The sequence below is a fragment of the Streptomyces lavendulae subsp. lavendulae genome, assembly GCF_002803845.1.
Classification (GTDB): Bacteria; Actinomycetota; Actinomycetes; order Streptomycetales; family Streptomycetaceae; genus Streptomyces; species Streptomyces lavendulae.
In genome coordinates this window covers 563,679-585,458 of the sequence record NZ_CP024985.1, presented here as the reverse complement: position 1 = coordinate 585,458, position 21,780 = coordinate 563,679, and the positions used below count along the sequence as shown (strand labels likewise).

Genomic DNA, 21,780 nt, shown 5'->3' with positions numbered 1-21,780 from the left:
CGCGGCCCGCACCACCGCACCACCTCACTGACACTCCCGGCGGGTGAACGACACATGCAGAACCAGCACGACGACCTCAGCGGCCAGAACGAGAACGAACAGAAACTGCTGGACTACCTCAAGCGGGTGACGGCGGACCTCAAGCAGACCCGGCGCCGCCTCCACGAGGTGGAGGCGAAGGACCAGGAGCCGATCGCCATCGTGGCGATGAGCTGCCGCTACCCCGGACAGGTGGACAGCCCCGAAGCGCTCTGGCGACTGGTCGAGAGCGGCTCGGACGCCGTCACCGGCTTCCCCACCGACCGGGGCTGGGACCTCGATGGCCTGTACGACCCGGATCCGGGCACGCCCGGCAAGTGCTACACTCGCGAGGGCGGGTTCCTGCACGAAGCGGGCCGCTTCGACCCCGGCTTCTTCGGCATGTCACCCCGCGAGGCCCTCGCCACCGACCCGCAGCAGCGGCTGCTCCTCGAAGTGGCCTGGGAGGCGTTCGAACGCGCGGGCATCGCCCCCACCTCCGTCAAGGGATCCCGGACCGGCGTCTTCGTCGGCCTCGCCTACCAGGGCTACGCGGGCAGCGGCGACACCCGGGAAGAGCTGGAGGGCTTCCTGCTCACCGGCACCGCACCCAGCGTCGCCTCCGGCCGGGTGTCGTACACCTTCGGCCTCGAAGGCCCTTCGCTGACCGTCGACACCGCATGCTCCTCCTCCCTGGTCGCCCTGCACCTTGCGGTCCAGGCCCTGCGGCAGGGCGAGTGCACGATGGCGCTCGCCGGCGGGGCCGCCGTCATGGCCGCCACCGGCATGTTCACCGAGTTCAGCCGCCAGCAGGGCCTCGCCGTGGACGGCCGCTGCAAGTCCTTCGCCGCCGGGGCCGACGGCACGGGCTGGGGCGAGGGTGTCGGGATGCTGTTGGTGGAGCGTCTGTCGGATGCGCGGCGTCTGGGGCATCCGGTGCTTGCGGTGGTGCGGGGGAGTGCGGTCAATCAGGACGGTGCTTCGAATGGTCTGACGGCTCCGAACGGTCCGGCGCAGCAGCGGGTGATCGAACAGGCCCTCGCCGGTGCCGGACTGTCTCCAGCCGATGTGGATGTGGTGGAGGCGCACGGGACGGGGACGCGGCTGGGTGATCCGATCGAGGCGCAGGCGTTGCTGGCGACGTACGGGCGGGGGCGTTCGGCCGAGCGGCCTTTGTGGCTGGGGTCGCTCAAGTCGAACATCGGGCACACCCAGGCGGCGGCCGGGGTGGGCGGGATCATCAAGATGGTCATGGCGATGCGCCACGGCGTCCTGCCCAGGACCCTGCACGCGGAGGAGCCCTCGCCGCACGTGGACTGGTCGGACGGGACGGTACGCCTGCTCACCGAACCCGTCGCCTGGGGAGAGGACGGCCGCCCCCGCCGGGCGGCGGTCTCCTCCTTCGGCGTCAGCGGGACCAACGCCCACACCATCATCGAAGAGGCCCCGCCGGCCCCCGAAGCCGAAGAACCCCCCTCGGGGCAGGACCGGACCGATCCGCTCACCGGCCCCGCACCCGTGGCGTGGACCCTCTCGGGACGCAACGGCGCGGCCCTGCGCGAGCAGGCGGAGCGGCTGCTGACGCACGTCCTCGGCCTCGGCGACGTCAGCCCGGTGGACGTGGCCCATTCCCTGGCGACCTCGCGCGCCGCACTGGAACACCGCGCCGCAGTGGTCGGCACGGACCTGCCCGCACTCGTTGCCGGGGTGCGGGCCCTGGCCGAGGGGACCGCCGCCGCGCAGGTGGTCGAGGGCACCGGCGGCCGCGACGGCGACACCGCGTTCCTCTTCTCGGGACAGGGGAGCCAGCGGCTCGGGACCGGAAGCGAACTGCACGCCTCCTTTCCCGTGTTCGCCGACGCCTTCGACACGGTCTGCTCCGCACTGGACCCGCACCTCGAACGTCCTCTGAAGGGCGTCGTGTTCGGCGAGGACCCCGGACTGCTCGACCGGACCGCCTACGCGCAGCCCGCGCTGTTCGCCGTCGAAGTGGCGCTGTTCCGGCTGGTGGAGTCCTGGGGCGTCCGGCCGGACTTCCTGGCCGGGCATTCGGTGGGCGAGTTCGCCGCAGCGCACGTGGCGGGAGTGCTCTCGCTCGACGACGCGGCACGGCTGGTGGCCGCCCGTGGCCGGCTGATGCAGGCGCTCCCGGCGGGGGGCGTGATGGTGGCGGTGCAGGCCTCGGAGGCCGAGGTACGGGACCTGCTCGCCGGGTACGAGGACCGTGCGGGTATCGCCGCGGTCAACGGCCCTTCCGCAGTGGTGGTTTCGGGCGCCGGGGAAGCGGTGGCCGCACTGGTCGACCGTCTCTCGGCCGACGGCCGCAAGACGAAGGCGCTGACCGTCTCCCACGCCTTCCACTCGCCCCTGATGGACCCGATGCTCGACGACTTCCGCCAGATCCTGGAAACGGTCACCTTCGAGGCCCCGCGCGTACCGATCGTCTCCACCCTCACCGGCGGTCGGGTATCGGCCGAGGAGTTCTGCTCGGTCGGCTACTGGATGCGCCACGTCCGCGAGGCCGTCCGCTTCGCCGACGCCGTCACCTCCCTCGCCGACGAAGGCGTGGGCACCTTCCTGGAGATCGGGCCGGGCGGTGTCCTCACCGCCATGGCCCAGGCGGTCCTCGAAGACGCCGATGCCGCCGTCATCCCCGTACTGCGTGCCGACCGCCCCGAGGGCCTGGCCGTCACCACCGCCCTCGCCCGGCTCCACGTCCACGGCATCCCCGTCGACTGGACCGCCCTCCTCGCCGGACGGGGCGCCCGCCGCGTCGACCTGCCCACGTACGCCTTCCAGCGCGAGCAGTACTGGCTCGAAACGGCCCCGGCCGCCGGTGGCCGCCAGTCCACGATCGAGGACTGGCAGTACGAGGTCACCTGGCAGCGCCTGCCCGACCCGGCGACCGACCCCGCGACCGTGACCGCCGACGGCCACTGGCTGCTGGTCCTGCCCGCGGGCACGGACCACGACGGCGCCACCGAACGCGACGCGGCCGGACTCCGGGACGCGCTCGCGGCACACGGCTGCGCCGTCACCTCCCTCACCGTCGACGCCGCCGAGGACCGGGAGACGCTCACCGCACGGCTGCGCGGGGCCACGGACGCCACGCCCCCGCGTGCCGTCGTCTCGTTGCTCGGACTGGACGAACGCCCCGTCGAGGGCCTGGCCGCCCTGACCGGCGGCGTCGCCGCCACCCTGACCCTGCTCCAGGCGCTCGGCGACGCGGGCGTCGGGGCGCCGCTGTGGTGCGCCACGCGCGGAGCCGTGTCCACCTCGCCCGACGACCACCCGGTGACCGCCCCCGGCCAGGCCCAGATCTGGGGCCTCGGCCGGGTGGCCGCCCTGGAGCACCCCGGCCGCTGGGGCGGCCTCCTCGACCTGCCCCCGCACCGCGACGGCCCCGTACCCGACCGGATCCTCGCCGCCCTCACCGCCGGTGGCCCGGAAGACCAGCTCGCCGTCCGCGCCGACGGGGTGTTCGCCCGCCGGCTCTCCCGTGCCGGCCGGAACGACGTCCGGACCGCCGGGGAGTGGCGCCCCCGCGGCACCGTGCTGATCACCGGCGGGACCGGCGCGCTGGGCGGGCACGTCGCCCGGCTGCTCGCCGCCCGGGGCGCCGAACACCTGGTACTCACCAGCCGCCGCGGCCCCGCGGCCGACGGCGCCGGGGAACTGCGCGCCGAACTGGAGGCGCTGGGCGCCCGCGTGACCCTGGCCGCCTGCGACGTCTCGGACCGTGACGCGCTGTCCCGGCTGCTCACCGGCCTGACGGACCCGGCGGGCACGGACGGCCCCCTGACCGCGGTGGTGCACACGGCGGGCGTGGACACCACCGCCCTGCTGGCCGACACCGACCCGGCCGCCTTCGCCGGCGTCCTGGCCGCGAAGGCCGCCGCCGCCGTCCACCTCGACGAACTCCTCGACGCCCTCCCCGGCGGCCCCGCCGAACTGGACGCGTTCGTCCTGTTCTCCTCCATCGCCGGAGTGTGGGGCGCGGGCGGCCAGGCCGCGTACAGCGCGGCCAACGCCCACCTGGACGCGCTCGCCGCCGCCCGCCGGGCCCGCGGCCTGCCGGCCACCGCCCTGGCCTGGGGACCCTGGGCCGACGCGGGCATGGCCGCCGGTCCCGGGATCGCCGAGAACCTCCGCCGGCGCGGCCTCGACCCCCTGGCGGCCGCGTCCGCCCTCACCGTGCTGGAACGCGCCGTCGCCCGCAACGCGACCGCCGTGACCGTCGCCGACGTGGACTGGGCGCGCTTCGCCCCCGCCTTCACCGTCGGCCGGCCCAGCCCCCTGCTCGCCGACCTGCCCGAAGTCCGCGAGGCGGCCGTCGCACGACCCGGCCACCCCGACGGCGCGGCCGACACCACCGACGCCCTGCGCCGGGCCCTCGACCGGGCCGACCCGGCCGAACGCGACCGCACCCTCGTGGAACTCGTACGGGCCGAGGCCGCGTCCGTGCTCGGACACCCGGGCCCCGAGGCCGTCGAGCCGGGCCGGGCCTTCCGCGACCTCGGCTTCGACTCCCTGACCGCCGTCGAACTGCGCAACCGCCTCGTCAAGGCCACCGGACTGCGGCTGCCCACCACCATGGTGTTCGACTACCCGTCGGTCCTCGACCTCGCGGGCGCACTGCTCGTCGAACTGCTCGGCACCGCCGACACCGCCGGGAGCGCCGCCGCGCCCGTACGCGCCGACGACGAGCCGATCGCCATCGTCGCCATGAGCTGCCGCTACCCGGGAGGGGTCCGCTCGCCCGAAGAGCTGTGGCGGCTGGTGGACGAGGGCACGGACGCCATGTCGGTCTTCCCCGACAACCGCGGCTGGGACCTGGACGCCCTCTACCACCCGGACCCCGACCACCCGGGCACCACCTACGCCCGCGCCGGCGGATTCCTCTACGACCTCGCCGACTTCGACGCCGCCTTCTTCGGCATCTCGCCGCGCGAGGCGACCGCCATGGACCCCCAGCAGCGACTCCTCCTGGAGACGTCCTGGGAAGCCTTCGAGCGGGCCGGCATCGATCCGGCGAGCGTGCGCGGCAGCCGCACCGGCGTGTTCGTCGGCTCCGGCTACCAGGACTACATCCGGCGCGGCATCGCCGTCCCCGAGGACGTCGAGGGCTACCTGGGCACCGGCAACGCCGCCAGCGTCGCCTCCGGGCGGATCGCCTACACGCTCGGCCTCGAAGGACCCGCCGTCACCGTCGACACGGCCTGCTCCTCCTCCCTCGTGGCCCTCCACATGGCGGCCCAGGCCCTGCGGCAGGGCGAGTGCGAACTCGCGCTGGCCGGCGGGGTGACGGTCATGTCCAGCTCCGGAGCGTTCGTCGAGTTCAGCCGCCAGCGCGCCCTCTCCGCCGACGGCCGCTGCAAGGCGTACTCCGCCGACGCCGACGGCACGGGCTGGGGCGAAGGCGTCGGCATGCTGCTGGTGGAGCGGCTGTCCGACGCCCGCCGCAACGGACACCGCGTCCTCGCCGTCGTCCGCGGCAGCGCCGTCAACCAGGACGGCGCCTCCAACGGCCTCACCGCCCCCAGCGGCCGCGCCCAGCAACTCGTCATCCGCCAGGCCCTCGCCAACGCCGGACTGTCCGCCGCCGACGTCGACGCGGTCGAGGGACACGGCACGGGCACCCGGCTCGGAGACCCCATCGAGGCCTCGGCGCTGCTGGCCACGTACGGCCAGGACCGCCCCGCTGACCGGCCGCTGTGGCTGGGCTCCCTCAAGTCCAACATCGGGCACACCCAGGCCGCCGCCGGAGCGGGCGGCATCATCAAGATGGTGCAGGCCCTGCGGCACGGAACGCTCCCCAGGACCCTGCACGCCGGCGAACCGACCCCGCACGTCGACTGGAGCGCGGGCGCCGTCCGGCTGCTGACCGAGCCCATCGCCTGGGACCCCGCCGAGCACCCCCGCCGGGCCGCGGTCTCCTCCTTCGGGATGAGCGGGACCAACGCCCACGTCATCATCGAAGAAGCCCCGGAGGCAGGGGAGGCACCGGAAGCACCGCAGCCGGGTCCCGAGGAGCCCGCCCCCCGGCCCCCGGCCGGAGCGGCGGCCGTACCCCTGCCGCTGTCCGCCCGCACGGGAGCGGCACTGGAGCAGCAGGCGGGGCGCCTCGCCGCGCTGCTGCGCGAGGACGGTACCCGGCCGCGCGACATCGGGTACGCCCTCGCCACCACCCGTACGCTGTTCGACGAACGCGCCGTGGTGGTCGGCGGGGACCGCGAGGAGATGGTCGCGGCCCTGGAGGCGCTCGCCTCCGGCGGCTCCCACGAGCTCGCGGTCCGCGGTTCGGCCGGATCCCCCGCCCAGCCGGTGTTCGTCTTCCCCGGCCAGGGTTCCCAGTGGGCGGGCATGGCCACCGGGCTCCTCGACACCTCGCCCGTCTTCCGCGACCGGATCACCGCCTGCGGCGAAGCGCTCGCCCCCTACGTGGACTGGTCCCTCGACGACGTCCTGCGGGGCGCGGACGGAGCCCCCGCGCTGGAGGGCCCCGAAGTGATCCAGCCGGTGCTGTGGGCGGTGATGGTGGCCCTCGCCGAACTCTGGCAGGCGTGCGGGGTCCGCCCGGCCGCCGTCGTCGGCCACTCGCAGGGCGAGATAGCGGCCGCCGTCGTCGCCGGGGCACTGACCCTGGAGGACGGCGCCCGGCTCGTGGCACGCCGCAGCGCCCTGCTCGCCCGGCTGGCCGGACGCGGCGGCATGGTGTCGGTCCCGCGGTCCGAGGCCGAGGTCACCGAGCGCATCTCCGCCTGGGACGGCCGCCTCGCCGTGGCCGCCGTCAACGGGCCGCGCACCGTCGTCGTCGCAGGCGACCCGCAGGCCCTCGCCGAACTCGTCGACGCCTGCGCGGCCGACGGCGTACAGGCCAAGCGCGTCAGGGTGGACCTGGCCTCGCACTGCGCCCAGGTCGAGGAGGTGCGGGAGGAACTCGCCGCGGAACTCGCCCCGCTCGTCCCGAACGCGCCGCGGATCCCGTTCTGCTCGACCGTGACGGGCGACCTGCTCGACACGGCGCCCGACGCCGCGTACTGGTACCGCAACCTGCGCCGGACCGTACGCTTCGAGCAGGCCGTCCGGCGCCTGCGCGCGGACGGGCACCGGGTCTTCATCGAGATCAGCCCCCACCCGGTGCTGGTGTACGGACTCCAGGACACCCTCGACGACGCGCGCACGGACGGCGCCGCCGAAGCCGTCGTGCCGACCCTGACCCGCTCCGCCGGCGACGCCCGGCGCTTCCTCGCCTCCCTCGGAGAGGCGCACGCGCACGGCGTCCCGGTCGACTGGCCGGCGGTGTTCGGCGGCCCCACGGGTACGCCCGCGGAACTGCCCACGTACCCCTTCCAGCGGCAGCGGTACTGGCTCGACGCGCCCGACGCGGCGGCCGGGACGGCCCCGGCGCCGCAGTCCGCCGCGGACGCCGAGTTCTGGGCAGCCGTGGAACGCGAGGACCTGGCCTCCCTCACCGAGGAACTGCGCTTCGACGAGGACACCACCCTCGCCGCCGCGCTGCCCGCACTGCACGCCTGGCACCGCGGCCGCCGCGACGAGGCCGCCACCCGGGCCTGGCGCTACCGGATCGACTGGAAGCCGGTCCCCGACACGGCGCAGCCTTCCCTCACCGGGCGCTGGCTCGCGGTCGTCCCCCGGGACCGGTTCGAGGACCCGGCCGCGGAGCTGGCGCTCGACGCCCTCGCCGCGCACGGAGCCGACACCGTCCGGCTGGCCGTCACCGGTGACGAGGACCGCCAGACCCTCGCCGACAGGCTGCGGGAAGCGGGCCCCGGCGTACGCGGGGTCCTGTCCCTGCTCGCGCTCGCGGACCACGCCCACCCCGACCACCCGGCCGTCCCGCTCGGCCTCGCCACCACCCTGCTCCTCGTGCAGGCCCTCGGCGACGCCGACGTCGACGCGCCCCTGTGGTGCGTGACCCGGGGCGCCGTGTCCACCCGCCCCGCCGACCCCGTCCACGCCGTACCCCAGGCGACGGTGGCCGCGCTGGGCCGCGTCGTGGCCCTGGAGCACCCGGGACGCTGGGGCGGCCTCGTCGACCTGCCCGCCGACGTAGGGGCCACCGCCACTTGGACCGGACGCCGACTGGCCGCCGCCCTCTCCGGAGCCACCGGGGAGGATCAGATCGCCCTTCGCGCCGACGGCGCCCACGCCCGCCGCATGGTCCGCGCCACCGACACCGCCACCGACACCGACAGTCCCGCCGGGCCCGGCTGGCAGCCGCGCGGCACCGTACTGGTCACCGGGGGCACCGGCTTCATCGGGAGCCGGGTCGCCCACTGGCTGGCGGCCGCCGGAGCCGAACACCTGGTGCTGACCAGCCGACGAGGCCCCGCCGCCGAAGGCGCCGAAGAGCTGCGCGCCGAACTGGAGGCGCTGGGCGCCCGCGTCACGCTCGCCGCCTGCGACATGGCCGACCGGACGGCGGTGAGCGCGCTCCTGGAGTCCCTCGCCGGCCTGCCGCCGCTGAGCGCCGTGGTCCACGCCGCCGGCATCGGCACGCCCGCCCTGCTCGCCGACACCACCGTGGCCGAGACCGCCGAGGTCATGGGCGCGAAGGCGGCCGGCGCGGCCCACCTCGACGCCCTGCTCGGAGACCGCGCACTGGACGCCTTCGTCCTGTTCTCCTCCGGCGCCGCCGCCTGGGGCAGCGGCGCCCAGTCCGCCTACGCGGCGGCGAACGCCTCCCTCGACGCCCTCGCCGAACACCGGCGGGCGCGCGGCCTGGCCGCCACCTCCATCGCCTGGGGCGCCTGGGGCGGCGGCGGCATGGTCGACCGGGCCGCCGAGGAACGGCTGAGGCTGCGCGGCCTGGACCCGATGGACCCCGGACTCGCCGTACTGGCCCTGCGCCGCGCGGTCGATCACGGGGACACCTCGGTGATCGTCGCCGACGTGGACTGGAAGCGCTTCCTGCCCGGCTTCACCGCCGCCCGGCCGAGCCCGCTGCTCGGCGGCCTGCCCGAGGTGGTCCTCCTGCTGGCCGCCGAGGAGACGGGCGCGGACGCGGAGTCCGGCGGCGAACCCCTCCTCGTACGCCGGCTGACGGGCCTGCCCGCCACCGAACGCGACGCGGCCGTGCTGGACTTCGTACGCTCCGAAGCCGCCGCCGTACTCGGCCACCTCTCCGCCGAAGCCGTACGGGAACGGGACGTCTTCCTGGAACTCGGCTTCGACTCGCTGACCGCCGTCCGGCTCGCCAAGCGCCTCGGCGGGGCCACCGGCCTCAAACTGCCCAGCACCCTGGTCTTCGACCACCCCACCCCCGAGGCGGTGGCCACCCGGCTCCTGGCCCTCCTGGCGGAGGCCTCCGGCGGGCCCCACGGGGCCGGACCGGCCCCGCGCGACGGGCAGGACGACCTGCTCGTCGGCCTCTACCGCCGGGCCGGTGAACTGGGCAGGCTCTCCGAGGGCATCGGGATGCTCACCGCCGCGGCCCGGCTGCGACCGGTCTTCGACGCCGCGTCGGCCGCCGACCACAGGCCGGTCCCGGTCCGGCTGGCCCACGGGGACGAAGGGCCCCCACTGATCTGCTTCGGCCCCTACATGGCCCCCTCCGGGGTGCACCAGTACGCGCGCTTCGCCGCCGCCTTCGGCGGCCGGCGCACCGTCTGGGCCCTGCCCGAGCCGGGCTTCGGCCCGGGGGAGGCGCTGCCGCAGGACGTCGCGGCCCTCGTCGAGGTGCACGTCCGGGCCGTCGCCGACTGCGCCGGCGAGGAGCCCGTGGTGCTCGTCGGCTACTCCTCGGGAGGCTGGGTGGCGCACGCCGTGGCCTGTCGGCTGGAGGAGCTGGGGCGGCCCGTCGAAGGCATCGTGATGCTCGACAGCTTCACCCGCGAAGAGGGCATGGCCGACCGGTTCCAGTCCGCGGTCGTACGGGAACAGTCGGAGCGCTTCGACTTCATCTCGGCACCCGGCACCCAGCTCACCGCGATGGGCGGCTACCTCGCCGTCTTCGAGGACTGGGACGCCCCCGTTGCCGAGGCCCCCACCCTGGTCGTCCGCGCCGAGGAGCGGATGGCGGACGGCGCGGAGGGGACCGACGACCGGCCGCCGGCGCCCGAACACGCCCAGCAGGTCACCGAAGTACCCGGCGACCACTACACGCTGATGGAACGTCACGCACGGACCACGGCGACCGCGGTCGACGAGTGGGTCCTCAAGCTGCCCTGACCCGCCGACACCGCACCCGTTCCCCCCCGCTCCGCCCGTTTCACCGAAGGGAACCACCCGACACCATGAGCACCCCGACCCCCGCCCCCGTCTCCACCGACAACGGCCTGTGGACACGCCGGTTCCAGCCGAGGCCGGACGCCGCCGTGCGACTGGTCTGCCTGCCGCACGCCGGCGGCTCCGCGAGCTTTTACCTGCCCATGGCCCGGACCATGCCGGACTTCGCCGACGTCCTGTGCGTCCAGTACCCCGGCCGCCAGGACCGCCGAGCCGAGCCCCTGATCGACAGCGTCCCGGAACTCGCCGACCGGGTGTTCACCGCACTGCTGCCCTGGGCGGACCGGCCGTTGGCGTTCTTCGGCCACAGCATGGGCGCCTCGGTGGCCTACGAGGTCGCGCGCCGTTTCGAACGCGAGAAGGGCATCGTCGCGGCGGCGCTCTTCGCCTCGGGACGCCGGGCCCCGTCGGCGCCCCGCCACGAGACCGTTCACCTGCGCGACGAGCGCGGTCTGATCGAGGAGGTCAAGAGCCTCAGCGGCACCGACACACAGCTGCTCGGGGACGAGGAGGTGCTCCGGATGATCCTCCCGGCCATCCGCGCCGACTACCGGGCCGCCGAAACCTACGCCCCCGAGCCGGGGGAGCCGTTGCACTGCCCCCTGGTCGCCATGATCGGCAGCGAGGACCCGAAGGTGACGCCGCAGGAGGCGGCGGCCTGGGCCGCGCACACCGAAGGCCCGTTCACCCTGAAGGTCTTCTCCCGGGGGCACTTCTACCTGGTACGCGACCAGGCCGAGGTGATCCGCACCATGACGGACCACCTCCGCACGCCCGTGACCCCCTGACCCCGTCCGCGGGCGGGAACTCCGCGTTCCCGCCCGGCGCCACCGCGGACGCTTGGGCGATCATGGCGGACGTGCACCCACGCCCGAGCCATCACCCGCGACCGGCCCGTGTTCACCGTTCCGGTGGCGGACGGACTGGGCCTGCACGTCCTCCGAGAACGCCGGGGACGACGCGGGCGTCCACTACCTGATCACCCACCCCGACTGGGAGCACGCCGAGTTCCTCGCCCGGGACGACGGCCACTGGAGGGGACCGGGCCTGTCCTGGCCCGAGCTGATCGGCGCCGCGGACAACGGCCTGCCCGGCGGAACCACCACCGATCCCGACACCCGCCTGCTCCTGCTGCTGCCCGCGCTCGGGGACGCCGACCTCACGCCGCGTCAGGGCGCGGCGCCCCTCGGCAGCACCCCATTCCACGGCGACCGCAGCCCCGAGGACTGCCGACCGGGCGCCTGCCGGGCCACCCCCCGCGCCACCGCCACCTGCCCCCGCCGGGCCGAGTACACCACCTGGCTCGCCGCCCTGACGACGGACTCCCCACCCTTCTGACCACGGTCCTGCGCCGAACTCCACGGCCGGGCATACCGCACGCGCGCCCACGGTCGGCGTGATCGTGATCAGGATTCTCGTGACCGGCCGAGCGGCCCGCCGCCGGAGCGGGCCGCGTAGCGGGTGGCTGGGTGGGGCCGGGTCAGTCGTGCCGGTGGCCCGGGTTCCCCTGCCAGGGCTGGGGCGGGTACCCCGGAGCGCCGTAGGCCGGCTGCTGATACGGGGCCGGGGCCGGGCGGCCCTGGCGCAGCAGTGTGTCGAAGTGGTCGTGCAGGTTGCGGGCCTTGTCGGCCGGGGGAACGTACGCGGTGACGGATCCGTCGGTCCGCTGGACCGTCACCACGGCGCCGCCCTGCGGGTCCACCTGGTGCCACACCCCGGAGAGAGCGGCCCCCGGAACCCACCCCGGCTCGCTCTCCGGAGCACCGCCGCGCCAGCGGCGCAGCAGCATGCGCCGGTAGCCCGGGATCAGCAGCGCCGGGAACGTCACCGCGATCAACAGGACGTCGGCGACCCCGGAGGCCCAGTGCAACAGGGCGATGACCGCGCCGTAGCAGACCGCCACGACGAACACCCACATGCAGGCCGTGACGGCCGCCTCCGGCGCCCCGTTCTTGCGGAGCAGGGTGAACAGGCCCACCGATGCGAGCAGCACCAGTGCGGTGAGGCACCCGGCTCCCTCACCGAAGAGTGTCTCGGCGACGCGGCCGGCGCGCCGGTCCGGTCTTTCGACGTAGCCGTGCTGGTGGAACCGGACGCTGATACGTCCGCCCGGCGTGGCTCTCACGCCCTTGATCTCGTACATGGTGATCACGCTAGCGTCGGCGCCCGCCCCGCCGGGGACCGGCCCCCTGGAGCGGGCCCTCGTGCGCGTTCGCGCCCACGCGGCCCCGTCAGTGGGCGGACAGCGGCGACACGGCGGCCTCCGCGCTGCTGTTCCAGTACGTCACGCGGGCCTTGTCGTCCACGTACACACCGCCCTGCCGGGGGCGAGGACCACCTCCGTCCGCGGCCGGGAGGTCTCGAAGACCGCCACGAGCCGGCCGCGGCCGTCGTCGAGCCGGAGTACCGGACGGGCCCTGCCCTCGGCCTCGCCCGGACGGCCCGGTGCGGAGGCGGTGGACTTCGGCGGCGGGGTCGCACCGGCCCCGTCGTGATGCGCGTCAGCGTCTGCTTCCCGCACGGGCCCGGTACAGCACACAACGGCGGAGCGGCCCCTCCGGCACGCTCGGGTCCTCGAAGTCGTCAGCCGGGTTGCGGGTCATCCCGATGCGGCGCATCACCGCCTGGGAACGGAGGTTGCCGACGGTCGTCGAGGCGAGGATCTCCGGCAGTCCGAGGGACTCGAAGCCGAAGGCCAGGCAGGCGAGGCCGGCCTCGGTGGCGTAGCCGTGTCCCCACGCCGAACGTACCAATCGCCACCCGACATCCACCCCCGCGAACGGCATACCACCGTCCACCGCGTCCAGCCCGGCGCGCCCGAGGAACTCACCGGTGCCCCGTGATTCGAGTGCCCACCAGCCGAAGCCCCGCGCGTCGAACTCCGCGCGCATGCGCGCCACCTCGTCATCGCTCTGCTTCCGCGTGAGCGGTTCCCCCAGATGTTCCCGCACCTCGGGGTCGGCGTTCATGGCCGCCCAAGGTCCGAGATCGTGATCCCGCCACCGGCGGAGCAGAAGACGGTCGGTACGCAGCTCTGACATGCCGGCCAGCAAACGCCCCGCACGGCAGCCGTGTCGACCGGTTTTCACCGTCGACGGTCCCGCCGCCCACGGCCCGGCGAACGGATAATCGGTTGCGGCCCGGTCAAGGGGTGGATGCAATGTCCCGCACGGTCGCCGGAGCACACCCCGGCCGGATCGCCACACGGGAGACGCCACCGCATGAACACACCCCCTTCGTCTTCCGCGGCGGTACGGACCGAGGGATCCCCCCTCCGCATCGGCGCCCTCGTTCCGCTGACCCGGCCCGGCTGGGTCGAAGCGGGGCGGCACCTGCTCGCCGGAGTCGATCTGGCCGTGCGCGAGGTCAACGACGCCGGTGGGATCTCGGGAAGCCCCCTGGAGCTGGTGGTCCGGGACACCGCGGCCGATCCGCAGCGGGCCGCGGCGGCCGTCGAGGACCTGCACCGGCTGGGCGTGGCCGCCGTGGTGGGGGAGTACCACAGCGTCGTCGCCCGGACGGCCGCCGCCCGGGCGGACGCCCTCGGCCTGCCGTTCCTCTGCTCGTCGGCGGTCCTCGACGCGCTCACCGAACGGCCGACGCCCTGGGTCGCGCGCCTCGCACCGGCACAGTCCCACGGCTGGCGGATCTACGCCGACTTCCTCCTCGCAGCCGGTCACCGCCGCATCGCCGTGGCGGTCGATCCGAGCGTCTACTGGGCGTCTGGGACCCGCGTCCTGCGGGAGCACCTCGCGCCCCACGGTGCCACCGTCATCGAACTCGACGTGCGTGAGCTCGACCCCGGGGCCGTGTGCGAGGCACTCGTCGACCACCGGGCGACGGCCCTCCTCCTGCTGGCCGGCCATCCGGAGCCGGCCGTACCGATCGTCGAGCACGTCCGCCGGGACCGGCGCCTCGACGGGGTCCTGATCGGCGCTCCGGCCGGGCAGCCGGAGTTCCCGCAATGGGCGCAGCTGCTGGGCCCCCTCGGCGCCGGGGTCCCGTTCCTGCGCTACCTGCCCGAGCGCTTCGGCCCGCTCGGCACACGGGTCGGGAAGGCTCTGCGCGAGCGGCTGGCCGAAGAGCCCTCCTTCGTCGCCTTCGAGGGCTACGACACGGTCACCGTCCTCGCCGGCGTGCTGCGTTCCCACGGCCCGGACCGGGCGGGCATCGCCGCGTCCTGGCCGCACGTCAGGGTCGAAGGCACCCGCGGGCGGATCCGGTTCTCCCGTACCCCGGGCATCGGCGTCTGGCAGTGGGCCTGGGCGCCGGTCCAGGTCGTCGACCGGGATCCGTCGGACCCCGCCCGCTTCCGGATCCGCCACACCGGCTGAACCACCCCCGGTCCCTCCCGGCCCGGCCGCCCCCCGTACGGGGAACGGCAACCGCCCTACGGCTGGAGGGGCAACGTCCGGGCGAGCGCCACCGCCCCCGCGAGCCCGTCCCGCACCGGATGCGGGACCAGCTCCCACCGGGACGCGCGGCGGGTGAAGCGCTCCAGCAGCGGGCCCCGCCGTCCCAGCAGCCCTCCCGCCGTGACCAGGGGTTCGCCGTGTCGCGGCCGCAGGGCCCGCGCGCTCTCGGCGAGCAGGTCGGCGGCTTCGTCGAGGATCCGGCCCGCCACCGCGTCCCCGTCGACGGCCGCCCCGACCACCACGGGGCAGTACCGTGCCAAGGCGGGTCCGGACGCGGCGAGGGCGCCGTCGACGAGGGCGAACCGCACCGACACCGGGTCCGCGGCAGGTGCGTCGAACGCCTCGGCCAACCGGTCGACCAGCAGCGTCGCGGGCCCGCGCCCGTCGGCCGCGCGCAGGGCGCGGCGTACGCCCTCACGGGCGATCCAGAAGCCGCTCCCGTCGTCGCCGGTCAGCCAGCCGCAGCCGTCCGCGGTCGCGGCGAGGCGGTGGTCCCGCATCCGGGCGGCGGCCGCGCCCGTGCCCGAGATGACCACGAGGCCGTCCGGCGGAGTGCCCGGGGCCCCGGCGAAGGCGATCTCGGAGTCGGCGGCGACGCGCACACGGGCTCCGGTCACCCCGTTGCGGAGCAGGGCGGCCGACAGCGCCCGCCCGGCCACGCCCTGCCCGCGGTCGCCCGCCCGCCCGGGCACCCCGGACCCGGCGAACCCGGCGACGACGCAGCGCACGTCCGCCGCCCGCCCCGGGGGCACCGCCTCCGCGACGACCTGCGCCAGCCGCTCCGCGAGCACCGTCTCCGGCACGCTCCGGGCGTTGCCCGCCCCCGCCGCCGACATGGCCAGAGGCGGCCCGCCACGGGCGTCCGCGACCGCCGCGCGCAGGGTGGAGCCCCCGCCGTCGATCCCCAGCACCAGCGTCATGTCCCGCCTCCCACTCGTCCAGGGCGCGCGGGCGGCCTCCCGGGCCGTCAGTTCCCGCCGCCGTCGCCACGGTAGGGCCGGACCGCCTCCTGCGTGGCCGCCATCGCCACGGTCGTGCTGTCGTACGTACGCTGGGCCACGGCCACGTAGAGCACGTCGAGGACGGCCATCTGCGCGTGGCGGGCCAGGACGGCCTCCGACCTGAGACCGGTGGCGCGCACCCGGGTGGCGAGGATCAGATCCGCGTGCGCGGCGAGCGGCGACGCGGGGACGTCGGTCACGGCGATCGTGGTGGCGCCCCGGGAAGCGGCCTCCGCCAGGACGTCACGGGGCTCGCGGGTGCCGCCGCTGTGCGAGAGGACGAGGGCCACGTCGTCGCGGCCGAGGACGGCGGCGCCCGTCAGCGCCACATGGGTGTCGCTCCAGGACCAGACGGGCAGGCCGATCCGGTACAGCCGCTGCTGGAACTCCACGGCCATGGTGCCGCTGCCGCCGACCCCGAAGAGTTCGATCCGGCGGGCGGCCGCGATCCGGTCGGCGGCCTCTTCCAGCACCGCGAGGTCGAGGCCCTCGACGGTGCGGGTCACCACGCCCGAGACCGTCGCCGCCACGGCCGCGGCGACCTGCTCGACGGAGTCGTGCGCGCCGATGTCGGTGCCGATGTCCTCGCGCCAGGTGGTGCCCCGGGCGTCCCGGGCGCCCTGGTCGGCGGCGAGCGCGAGGCGCAGCTGGGAGTAGCCCGCGAGTCCGAGGGCGCGGCAGAGCCTGGTGATGCTCCCGGTGGACACGCCCACGGCGGCGGCCAGTTCGAGGATCGTCCGGGCGGAGGCGCCGGCCGGGTCGTCGAGGATGAAGACGGCGAGGGCCCGCTGCGCGTCGGGGAGTTCGCCCCGGAGCGCGCGGACGCGGTCGAGTATCTGGTCCATGAAGAACAATTATCCGCCAACTTGACGCGCGCCCGTCAAGAACCTTGACCGTTCCGGCTCCCGGCGCCGAAAGTGTTGCCCTCGACGGAGAATTCTTCTTCGTCGCGGGCCGCGGCCGTTCCCCGCGACGCGACGGACGACGGACGGCCTTCGGTACCGGTCCCACAGAGCGTTCTGTACGGCGCAACAGCCCTTCGGAGCCCGCCCCTCGGCGCGGCCACCACCTGACGGACCGCTACCGCCGGTCCGCACCCGGGAAGGAACCGCATGCACCAGAACACCGCCCTGCCCGCACGTACCGACGTCACGCGGCGCACCTCACCGCACCGCCCGTACCGCTTACGCGCCGCGGCCGCGGTCCTCGCGGTCCTGTCCGCGCTGGCCCTCAACCTGCTGACCGCCGGCCCCTCGCAGGCCCGCGCGGAGTCGGTGTACAACACCCTGCTGTTCAACTACACGACGCACAAATGCCTCGACGTGCCCGACCTCGGTGCGCCGAACATGGGGAGCATCGTGCAGCAGCACGACTGCATCCGGGGCGCCGGGGACAACCAGATGTGGGACCTCACCGACGGCGTCGACGGATTCCTGATCCGCAACGTCAAGAACGGCGGCCTGTGCCTGGACCTGCCCGGCACCGGCGTGCCCGGAAACTCGCCGGTCGGGTTCTACCCCTGCCAGAACACCACCGCCGACAACCAGCTCTGGTACCAGGCCTGGGACTCGTCGGGCAAGGCGTTCCAGCTCGTGAACGCCAAGTCCTCCCAGGCCGGCCGCCCCGTGTGCCTGGACGTCGCGGGCCTGGCGGACGGCGCCAACGACCTCCGGGTCGGCGTCTACACCTGCAGCACCAGCTACGGCGACGACCACTGGTGGCAGGTCGCCTAGACCCCGGCCACCCGTTCCCCGGCAAGAGGGGGTGGGGGGCGGTGCCGGCCGGCACCGCCCCCCCACCGGTCAGCCGTTCGCCGCGGCCAGGATCACGTCCACGAGCCGGTCCGCGGCGTCCGGCCTGCCGTACGCACGTGCCCGCTCGGCCATCGCCATACGCCGACCGGGGTCGGTCAGCAGCGGGCCCAGAGCGTCCCCGAGGGCGTGCGCCGTGACCTCGCCCAGCAGGGCGACCGCCGCGCCCGCGTCGGCCAGGTGCTGGGCGTTGTGGGCCTGCTCGTTGCCCGCGGAGGTGGCCAGCGGAACGAACACGGCCGGCTTGCCCAGCGCGGTCAGCTCCGCCAGCGTCCCGGCCCCGCTGCGCGACAGCACGACATCGGCCAGCGCCAGCACGTCGGGCAGCTCCGGCCCGACGAAACCGGTCAGGTGGTACCGCCCGGCGAGGACCGGGTCCAGGGTGGCGGCGGCGCTGCGGAGTTCCTCCACGTTCGCCGGGCCGCACTGGTGGATCACGTTCGCGTGGCTCAGCAGCCAGGGCAGCAGGTCCCGCACGACGCCGTTGATCTGCTGGGCACCCTGCGCGCCACCGGTCACGTAGACCGTCGGCAGCCGCCGGTCGAACCCGTACAGGGCCAGCGCCTCGACCGCCTTGTCCGGGTGACCGGACAGCACCTCGGGCCGCACCGGGTTGCCGGTGACGACCGCGCGGTCCCGGACATCGGCGGGCAGCAGGGCCAGCGACGACTCCGAGGACACCGCGATCCGGGTGGCCGAACTCGCGAGCTTCCGGTTGGCCAGGCCCAGCCGGACGGTCTGCTCGTGCAGGACCAGCGGACGCCGGTTGAGCCGCGCGGCCAGACCGGCCGGAACCGCGACGTACCCGCCCGTCGCCAGGACGACGTCCGGCTGGAACTCGGAGACGATCGCACGGGCCTGTGCCACACCGAGCGGCACCCGGGCCATGTCCTTGACGTTCGCGGCCGACAGCATCTTCAGCGGGTTCGACGAGCGGCGGATCTTCCCCGTGGCCACCGTCTTGAAGGCGATGCCCTCCGCCGGGGCGACGCGCGCCTCAAGACCGTCCTGGGTGCCGATCCACAGGACGTCCAGGGTGCCGCCCGCAGCTGCGAGCCGACCCTGCAGGGTCCGGACCGCAGTCAGGGCCGGATAGGTATGACCGCCGGTGCCGCCACCCGTCACGAGCAGCCGGAAAGAACGCGGGAGCGAGGGAGTATCCACCCGGCTCACCCTACTGTTCGACGGCCGATGACCACGACCGGGGGTCGCGACCGTGGTCACGGCCCATGGTCGTGGTCTCGGGCAGGACGGGACCGCAACACGAAGGCCCCGGATTCCACAGGGAATCCGGGGCCTCGATCGAGCGCTGGGCAGGCCTTGCACCTGCATTCCCCCACGGGAAGTGGGGTGTCTTTCCTTGGACCACCAACGCCGGGCCGACCACTGCTGTCCGCGGCGGCGAGCTCAAGATCCACTGTACCCCATGACGGCGGGCCGCGAGGACGTCCCCGCCGGGGTCGTCCAGCACAGTGCCCTGGGCCTCCGCTCGGGTTCGCAGCCCGGCGGCCGCCCGCGGATCAGACCCAGGTGTAGTTCGCGTCCGTGACGGCGTCGAGGGCGGGGTCGGCGACCGGCGCGCGGGGGTGGTCCAGGGCCGCGAGGGCCGCCCCGATGGGCGGGAAGACCGGCAGCCGGGCGGCGTCGCGGTACGGGACCCACTCGATGAAGCCGACCTCGTGGCTGCCGTCCGGGAGTTCGTCCAGCTCCTGCGTGGCCAGGCGGGCGCGGACCTCCGGGGTGATGTGGAGGCGGTAGATCAAGTGGATCTTGCGCGGTGACGGGGTGGGGCCCGGGCGGGTGACGCGCTGGTCGACGACCCACATGAGGTCACCGCCGTCCGCCTGGTCCACGTCGAGTGCGAGCTCTTCGCCGAGTTCCCGGCGAAGGGCCTGCCGGAAGTCCTCGCCGTCCTCGACGTTGCCGCCGGGAGGGGTGTAGTGGACGGAGCCGGCGCGCTCCCGCCGGATGAGCGCGACGTCGTCGCCGCAGAAGACGACGGCCCCGGCGCGGACCTTGATCCGGGAGAAGGGGGTCGCGGGACTGTCGGGCGTGTCGGTCATGGGGGCCAGTATCGCGGCCCCTCGGTCGTCGTCGAGCGCTGGTAGCCCCGCGAATCCGGGCGTCCCGCCGAGGGGATTCCTTGACAGGCCGAGTGGTTAGGCGCCATATTACTTTCATGACGAGGGACGGAACCGACGCCGAGGCGCCCACGCTGGACCAGGCCAGGCAGCAGGTCGAGCGCTACGGCCTGGAGGTCGATCCGCAGGCGGTGCTGGTCGCGGTGCGGCTGATCTCGGCGGGTGCGAGGGTCGGCCGGGCGGCCGAGGCGCACTTCGCCCGGTTCGGCCTGTCGACGGGACGCTACCGGCTGCTCGCCGACCTTGAGGATCACGGAGGGGAGAAGACCCCCTCGCACCTCGCGGCCGACCTCGGCGTCTCCCGGGCCACGGTCACCGGCCTGCTGGACGGCCTTGAGCGCGAGGGCCTGATCGCCCGCCGCCCGTCCACGGAGGACGGGCGCGGCACGGTGGCCGTCCTGACCGCGCGCGGGGCGCAGCGCCTGCGCGACATGGCGGCCGAACATTTCGGACGGCTCGAAGCGATGGTCGACGGGCTTTCCGTCGAGGAGCGCGCGGTGTTCCTGGATCTGCTCGCCCGCGTCGTGCGGGGCAGCGCGGCCCTGGCCGCGGACTGACCCGTCTCCCGTCAGGCTGGGCCCCGTCCTCGGGCGGGGCCCCTTTTGCGGGGTCATGGTTAGCTGCCTAATTATATTGCCCGAACGAGAGAGAAGGCGTCATGCCCGCAACGAAAGACGGATCCCGCCGGAACCGGGCGGCCTCCCGGCAGGCCCGGCCGTTCACCCTGTGGCGAGAGGTGCTGACCGCCTACGCCGCCCCTGCGCTCACCGCCGGTACCGCCGGGGTCCTCACCGGGCAGCGGGACTTGGCCGTGGCCGCCTGCACCTCCATCGCCGGCACCTCCGCCGTCGTCGCCTTCCTGGTCGGCGCGTGGCTGCGGCGCGGAGGGCGGCCCAGACCGTGGGTCGGCGCCCTGCCGCGCGTCGTCCTGACGGTGGCGCTCGTCATCGCGGCCGCCGGTTCGGCGGCCCTGCTGGGATGGTTCGCCGTTCCATGGCTGCCCGCGCACACCCCCGTCCCCGCCGGCCCGTGGCTGGAGCGGCTGCGCATCGACCTGCCCCTCTCCGCGGCACTCGCCACCACCATCGTCACCCTGCGCTGGCGCGCCGCCGCCACCACGCCCTCCCCGGCATAACCCACCCCGGCGGCACCCGCCGCCGGGAAGTCACCCAGGAATGAGCACACGATGATCGTCGTCATGGGAGCCACCGGAGCGACCGGGAACGCCCTCCTCCACCGCCTCCTCGCACTCGGCGCACCCGTCCGCGCGCTGACCCGCACCCCGCACCGGGCGATACCCGGCCTGACCGACCCCCGCCGGCCGCCCGTCGAGGTCCGGTACGCCGACGCCGCCGATCCCCGTTCCCTGCACACCGCTTTCGAGGGCGCCGACCGGCTCTTCCTCGCCATGGCCAACGGCCCCGCACAGGTGGAACTCGAAACCCGCGTCATCGACATCGCCACCCGGGCCGGCATCGGACACCTCGTCAAGATCTCCGCACCCGCCGCCGAACGCGACTCCCCGGTCGCCGTGTCCCGCGGCCACCACGCCATCGAGGAACACCTGCGCGGCAGCGGTCTCACCCACACCGTCCTGCGCCCCTACGCGTTCATGCAGAACCTCCTGCGCCTGGCCCCCGCCGTCGACCGGGGCGTCATCCTCGGCGCGACGGGCGACGCCCCCTACAACCACATCGACTGCCGCGACATCGCCGACGTCGCCGCAGCCGCCCTCACCCGGCCTGAGGTCGCGGGCGGCACCTACGTCCTGACCGGACCCGAAGCCGTCACCCACTCCGAACTCGCCTCGAAACTCACCGCTCTGACCGGCCGTCGGATCCGCTACGTCGACCTCACCCCGGACGAGCTGCGGGACGACCTCATCCGCCACGCCCACATGCCCGCCTGGCTCGCCGAGCACGTGACGGAGATCCAGCAGCTCGCCGCGAGCCGTCCCGAAGCCCCCACCACTACCGTCGCCGACATCCTCGGCCGCCCGCCCCGCACCCTCGACGCCTTCCTCCGGGAACACCGCGCCCACTTCCGCCGCTGACGCCCTGACCGTCGTGAACCCGCCACGCATGGCCTCATCCCCGGCGACTACCTGTAAACCGCCGCCGCCGACTCCCCGGCGCCTGCGGGG

Annotated in this window: 14 protein-coding genes; 8 read left to right on the top strand and 6 right to left on the bottom strand. The window is 74.7% G+C overall.

Annotated features, from left to right (window positions below; genetic code table 11):
- Positions 1-54: 54 nt before the first annotated feature.
- The 3 genes from SLAV_RS02830 to SLAV_RS02820 all read left to right on the top strand — a co-directional run bounded on the left by SLAV_RS02830 (position 55) and on the right by SLAV_RS02820 (position 11,607).
- Positions 55-10,212: a type I polyketide synthase gene (locus tag SLAV_RS02830; RefSeq protein ID WP_100660762.1), complete on the top strand. Its 10,158-nt coding sequence runs from the start codon at positions 55-57 to the stop codon at positions 10,210-10,212.
- A 65-nt stretch (positions 10,213-10,277) separates the two neighbouring features.
- On the top strand, positions 10,278-11,057 hold the full coding sequence (locus SLAV_RS02825; RefSeq protein ID WP_030237077.1) for a thioesterase II family protein: 780 nt from the start codon (positions 10,278-10,280) through the stop codon (positions 11,055-11,057).
- A gap of 52 nt (positions 11,058-11,109) precedes the next feature.
- A complete protein-coding gene (locus SLAV_RS02820) occupies positions 11,110-11,607 on the top strand; it encodes a hypothetical protein (RefSeq protein ID WP_051841282.1) in 498 nt (165 codons plus the stop codon).
- Positions 11,608-11,749: 142 nt separating this feature from the next.
- On the opposite strand, the gene SLAV_RS40800 is transcribed toward SLAV_RS02820, so the two are convergent.
- Positions 11,750-12,412 carry a hypothetical protein gene (locus tag SLAV_RS40800; RefSeq protein ID WP_158740811.1) on the bottom strand — a complete coding sequence of 221 codons (663 nt, stop codon included), beginning with the start codon at positions 12,410-12,412 and terminating at the stop codon, positions 11,750-11,752.
- A 358-nt stretch (positions 12,413-12,770) separates the two neighbouring features.
- Positions 12,771-13,310: a GNAT family N-acetyltransferase gene (locus SLAV_RS02810; protein ID WP_030237073.1), complete on the bottom strand. Its 540-nt coding sequence runs from the start codon at positions 13,308-13,310 to the stop codon at positions 12,771-12,773.
- A 180-nt stretch (positions 13,311-13,490) separates the two neighbouring features.
- On the opposite strand from SLAV_RS02810, the gene SLAV_RS02805 reads away from it, so the two are divergent.
- The gene (locus SLAV_RS02805; RefSeq protein ID WP_030237072.1) at positions 13,491-14,603 is read left to right on the top strand and encodes an ABC transporter substrate-binding protein; all 1,113 of its coding nucleotides are present in this window, start codon (positions 13,491-13,493) and stop codon (positions 14,601-14,603) included.
- 56 nt (positions 14,604-14,659) lie between these two features.
- On the opposite strand, the gene SLAV_RS02800 is transcribed toward SLAV_RS02805, so the two are convergent.
- A complete protein-coding gene (locus SLAV_RS02800) occupies positions 14,660-15,604 on the bottom strand; it encodes an N-acetylglucosamine kinase (RefSeq protein WP_030237070.1) in 945 nt (314 codons plus the stop codon).
- Positions 15,605-15,651: 47 nt separating this feature from the next.
- Positions 15,652-16,530 carry a MurR/RpiR family transcriptional regulator gene (locus SLAV_RS02795; RefSeq protein ID WP_037688130.1) on the bottom strand — a complete coding sequence of 293 codons (879 nt, stop codon included), beginning with the start codon at positions 16,528-16,530 and terminating at the stop codon, positions 15,652-15,654.
- A gap of 267 nt (positions 16,531-16,797) precedes the next feature.
- On the opposite strand from SLAV_RS02795, the gene SLAV_RS02790 reads away from it, so the two are divergent.
- Positions 16,798-17,418, top strand: a complete 621-nt coding sequence (locus SLAV_RS02790; protein WP_030237067.1) for an RICIN domain-containing protein — start codon at positions 16,798-16,800, stop codon at positions 17,416-17,418.
- Between the two features lie 69 nt (positions 17,419-17,487).
- Here SLAV_RS02790 and SLAV_RS02785 read toward each other — a convergent pair whose 3' ends face one another.
- Together SLAV_RS02785 and SLAV_RS02780 are read right to left on the bottom strand one after the other, a co-directional pair.
- Positions 17,488-18,660 carry a UDP-N-acetylglucosamine--N-acetylmuramyl-(pentapeptide) pyrophosphoryl-undecaprenol N-acetylglucosamine transferase gene (locus SLAV_RS02785; RefSeq protein WP_030237066.1) on the bottom strand — a complete coding sequence of 391 codons (1,173 nt, stop codon included), beginning with the start codon at positions 18,658-18,660 and terminating at the stop codon, positions 17,488-17,490.
- A gap of 356 nt (positions 18,661-19,016) precedes the next feature.
- Positions 19,017-19,559, bottom strand: a complete 543-nt coding sequence (locus SLAV_RS02780) for an NUDIX domain-containing protein (protein WP_030237064.1) — start codon at positions 19,557-19,559, stop codon at positions 19,017-19,019.
- Positions 19,560-19,675: 116 nt separating this feature from the next.
- On the opposite strand from SLAV_RS02780, the gene SLAV_RS02775 reads away from it, so the two are divergent.
- From SLAV_RS02775 to SLAV_RS02765, 3 genes are all read left to right on the top strand, one after another.
- On the top strand, positions 19,676-20,194 hold the full coding sequence (locus SLAV_RS02775; RefSeq protein WP_030237061.1) for a MarR family winged helix-turn-helix transcriptional regulator: 519 nt from the start codon (positions 19,676-19,678) through the stop codon (positions 20,192-20,194).
- A 101-nt stretch (positions 20,195-20,295) separates the two neighbouring features.
- The gene (locus tag SLAV_RS02770; RefSeq protein WP_030237058.1) at positions 20,296-20,772 is read left to right on the top strand and encodes a hypothetical protein; all 477 of its coding nucleotides are present in this window, start codon (positions 20,296-20,298) and stop codon (positions 20,770-20,772) included.
- Between the two features lie 51 nt (positions 20,773-20,823).
- The gene (locus SLAV_RS02765; RefSeq protein WP_030237056.1) at positions 20,824-21,690 is read left to right on the top strand and encodes an SDR family oxidoreductase; all 867 of its coding nucleotides are present in this window, start codon (positions 20,824-20,826) and stop codon (positions 21,688-21,690) included.
- The last annotated feature ends 90 nt before the right edge of the window (positions 21,691-21,780 follow it).

Bases quoted from the DNA above. Each gene is read 5' to 3' on its own strand.
- SLAV_RS02830 (WP_100660762.1), top strand. From the start codon at position 55: ATGCAGAACCAGCACGACGACCTCAGCGGCCAGAACGAGAACGAACAG.
- SLAV_RS02825 (WP_030237077.1), top strand. From the start codon at position 10,278: ATGAGCACCCCGACCCCCGCCCCCGTCTCCACCGACAACGGCCTGTGG.
- SLAV_RS40800 (WP_158740811.1), bottom strand. From the start codon at position 12,412: ATGTACGAGATCAAGGGCGTGAGAGCCACGCCGGGCGGACGTATCAGC.
- SLAV_RS02810 (WP_030237073.1), bottom strand. From the start codon at position 13,310: ATGTCAGAGCTGCGTACCGACCGTCTTCTGCTCCGCCGGTGGCGGGAT.
- SLAV_RS02805 (WP_030237072.1), top strand. From the start codon at position 13,491: ATGAACACACCCCCTTCGTCTTCCGCGGCGGTACGGACCGAGGGATCC.
- SLAV_RS02800 (WP_030237070.1), bottom strand. From the start codon at position 15,604: ATGACGCTGGTGCTGGGGATCGACGGCGGGGGCTCCACCCTGCGCGCG.
- SLAV_RS02795 (WP_037688130.1), bottom strand. From the start codon at position 16,530: ATGGACCAGATACTCGACCGCGTCCGCGCGCTCCGGGGCGAACTCCCC.
- SLAV_RS02790 (WP_030237067.1), top strand. From the start codon at position 16,798: ATGCACCAGAACACCGCCCTGCCCGCACGTACCGACGTCACGCGGCGC.
- SLAV_RS02780 (WP_030237064.1), bottom strand. From the start codon at position 19,559: ATGACCGACACGCCCGACAGTCCCGCGACCCCCTTCTCCCGGATCAAG.
- SLAV_RS02775 (WP_030237061.1), top strand. From the start codon at position 19,676: ATGACGAGGGACGGAACCGACGCCGAGGCGCCCACGCTGGACCAGGCC.
- SLAV_RS02770 (WP_030237058.1), top strand. From the start codon at position 20,296: ATGCCCGCAACGAAAGACGGATCCCGCCGGAACCGGGCGGCCTCCCGG.
- SLAV_RS02765 (WP_030237056.1), top strand. From the start codon at position 20,824: ATGATCGTCGTCATGGGAGCCACCGGAGCGACCGGGAACGCCCTCCTC.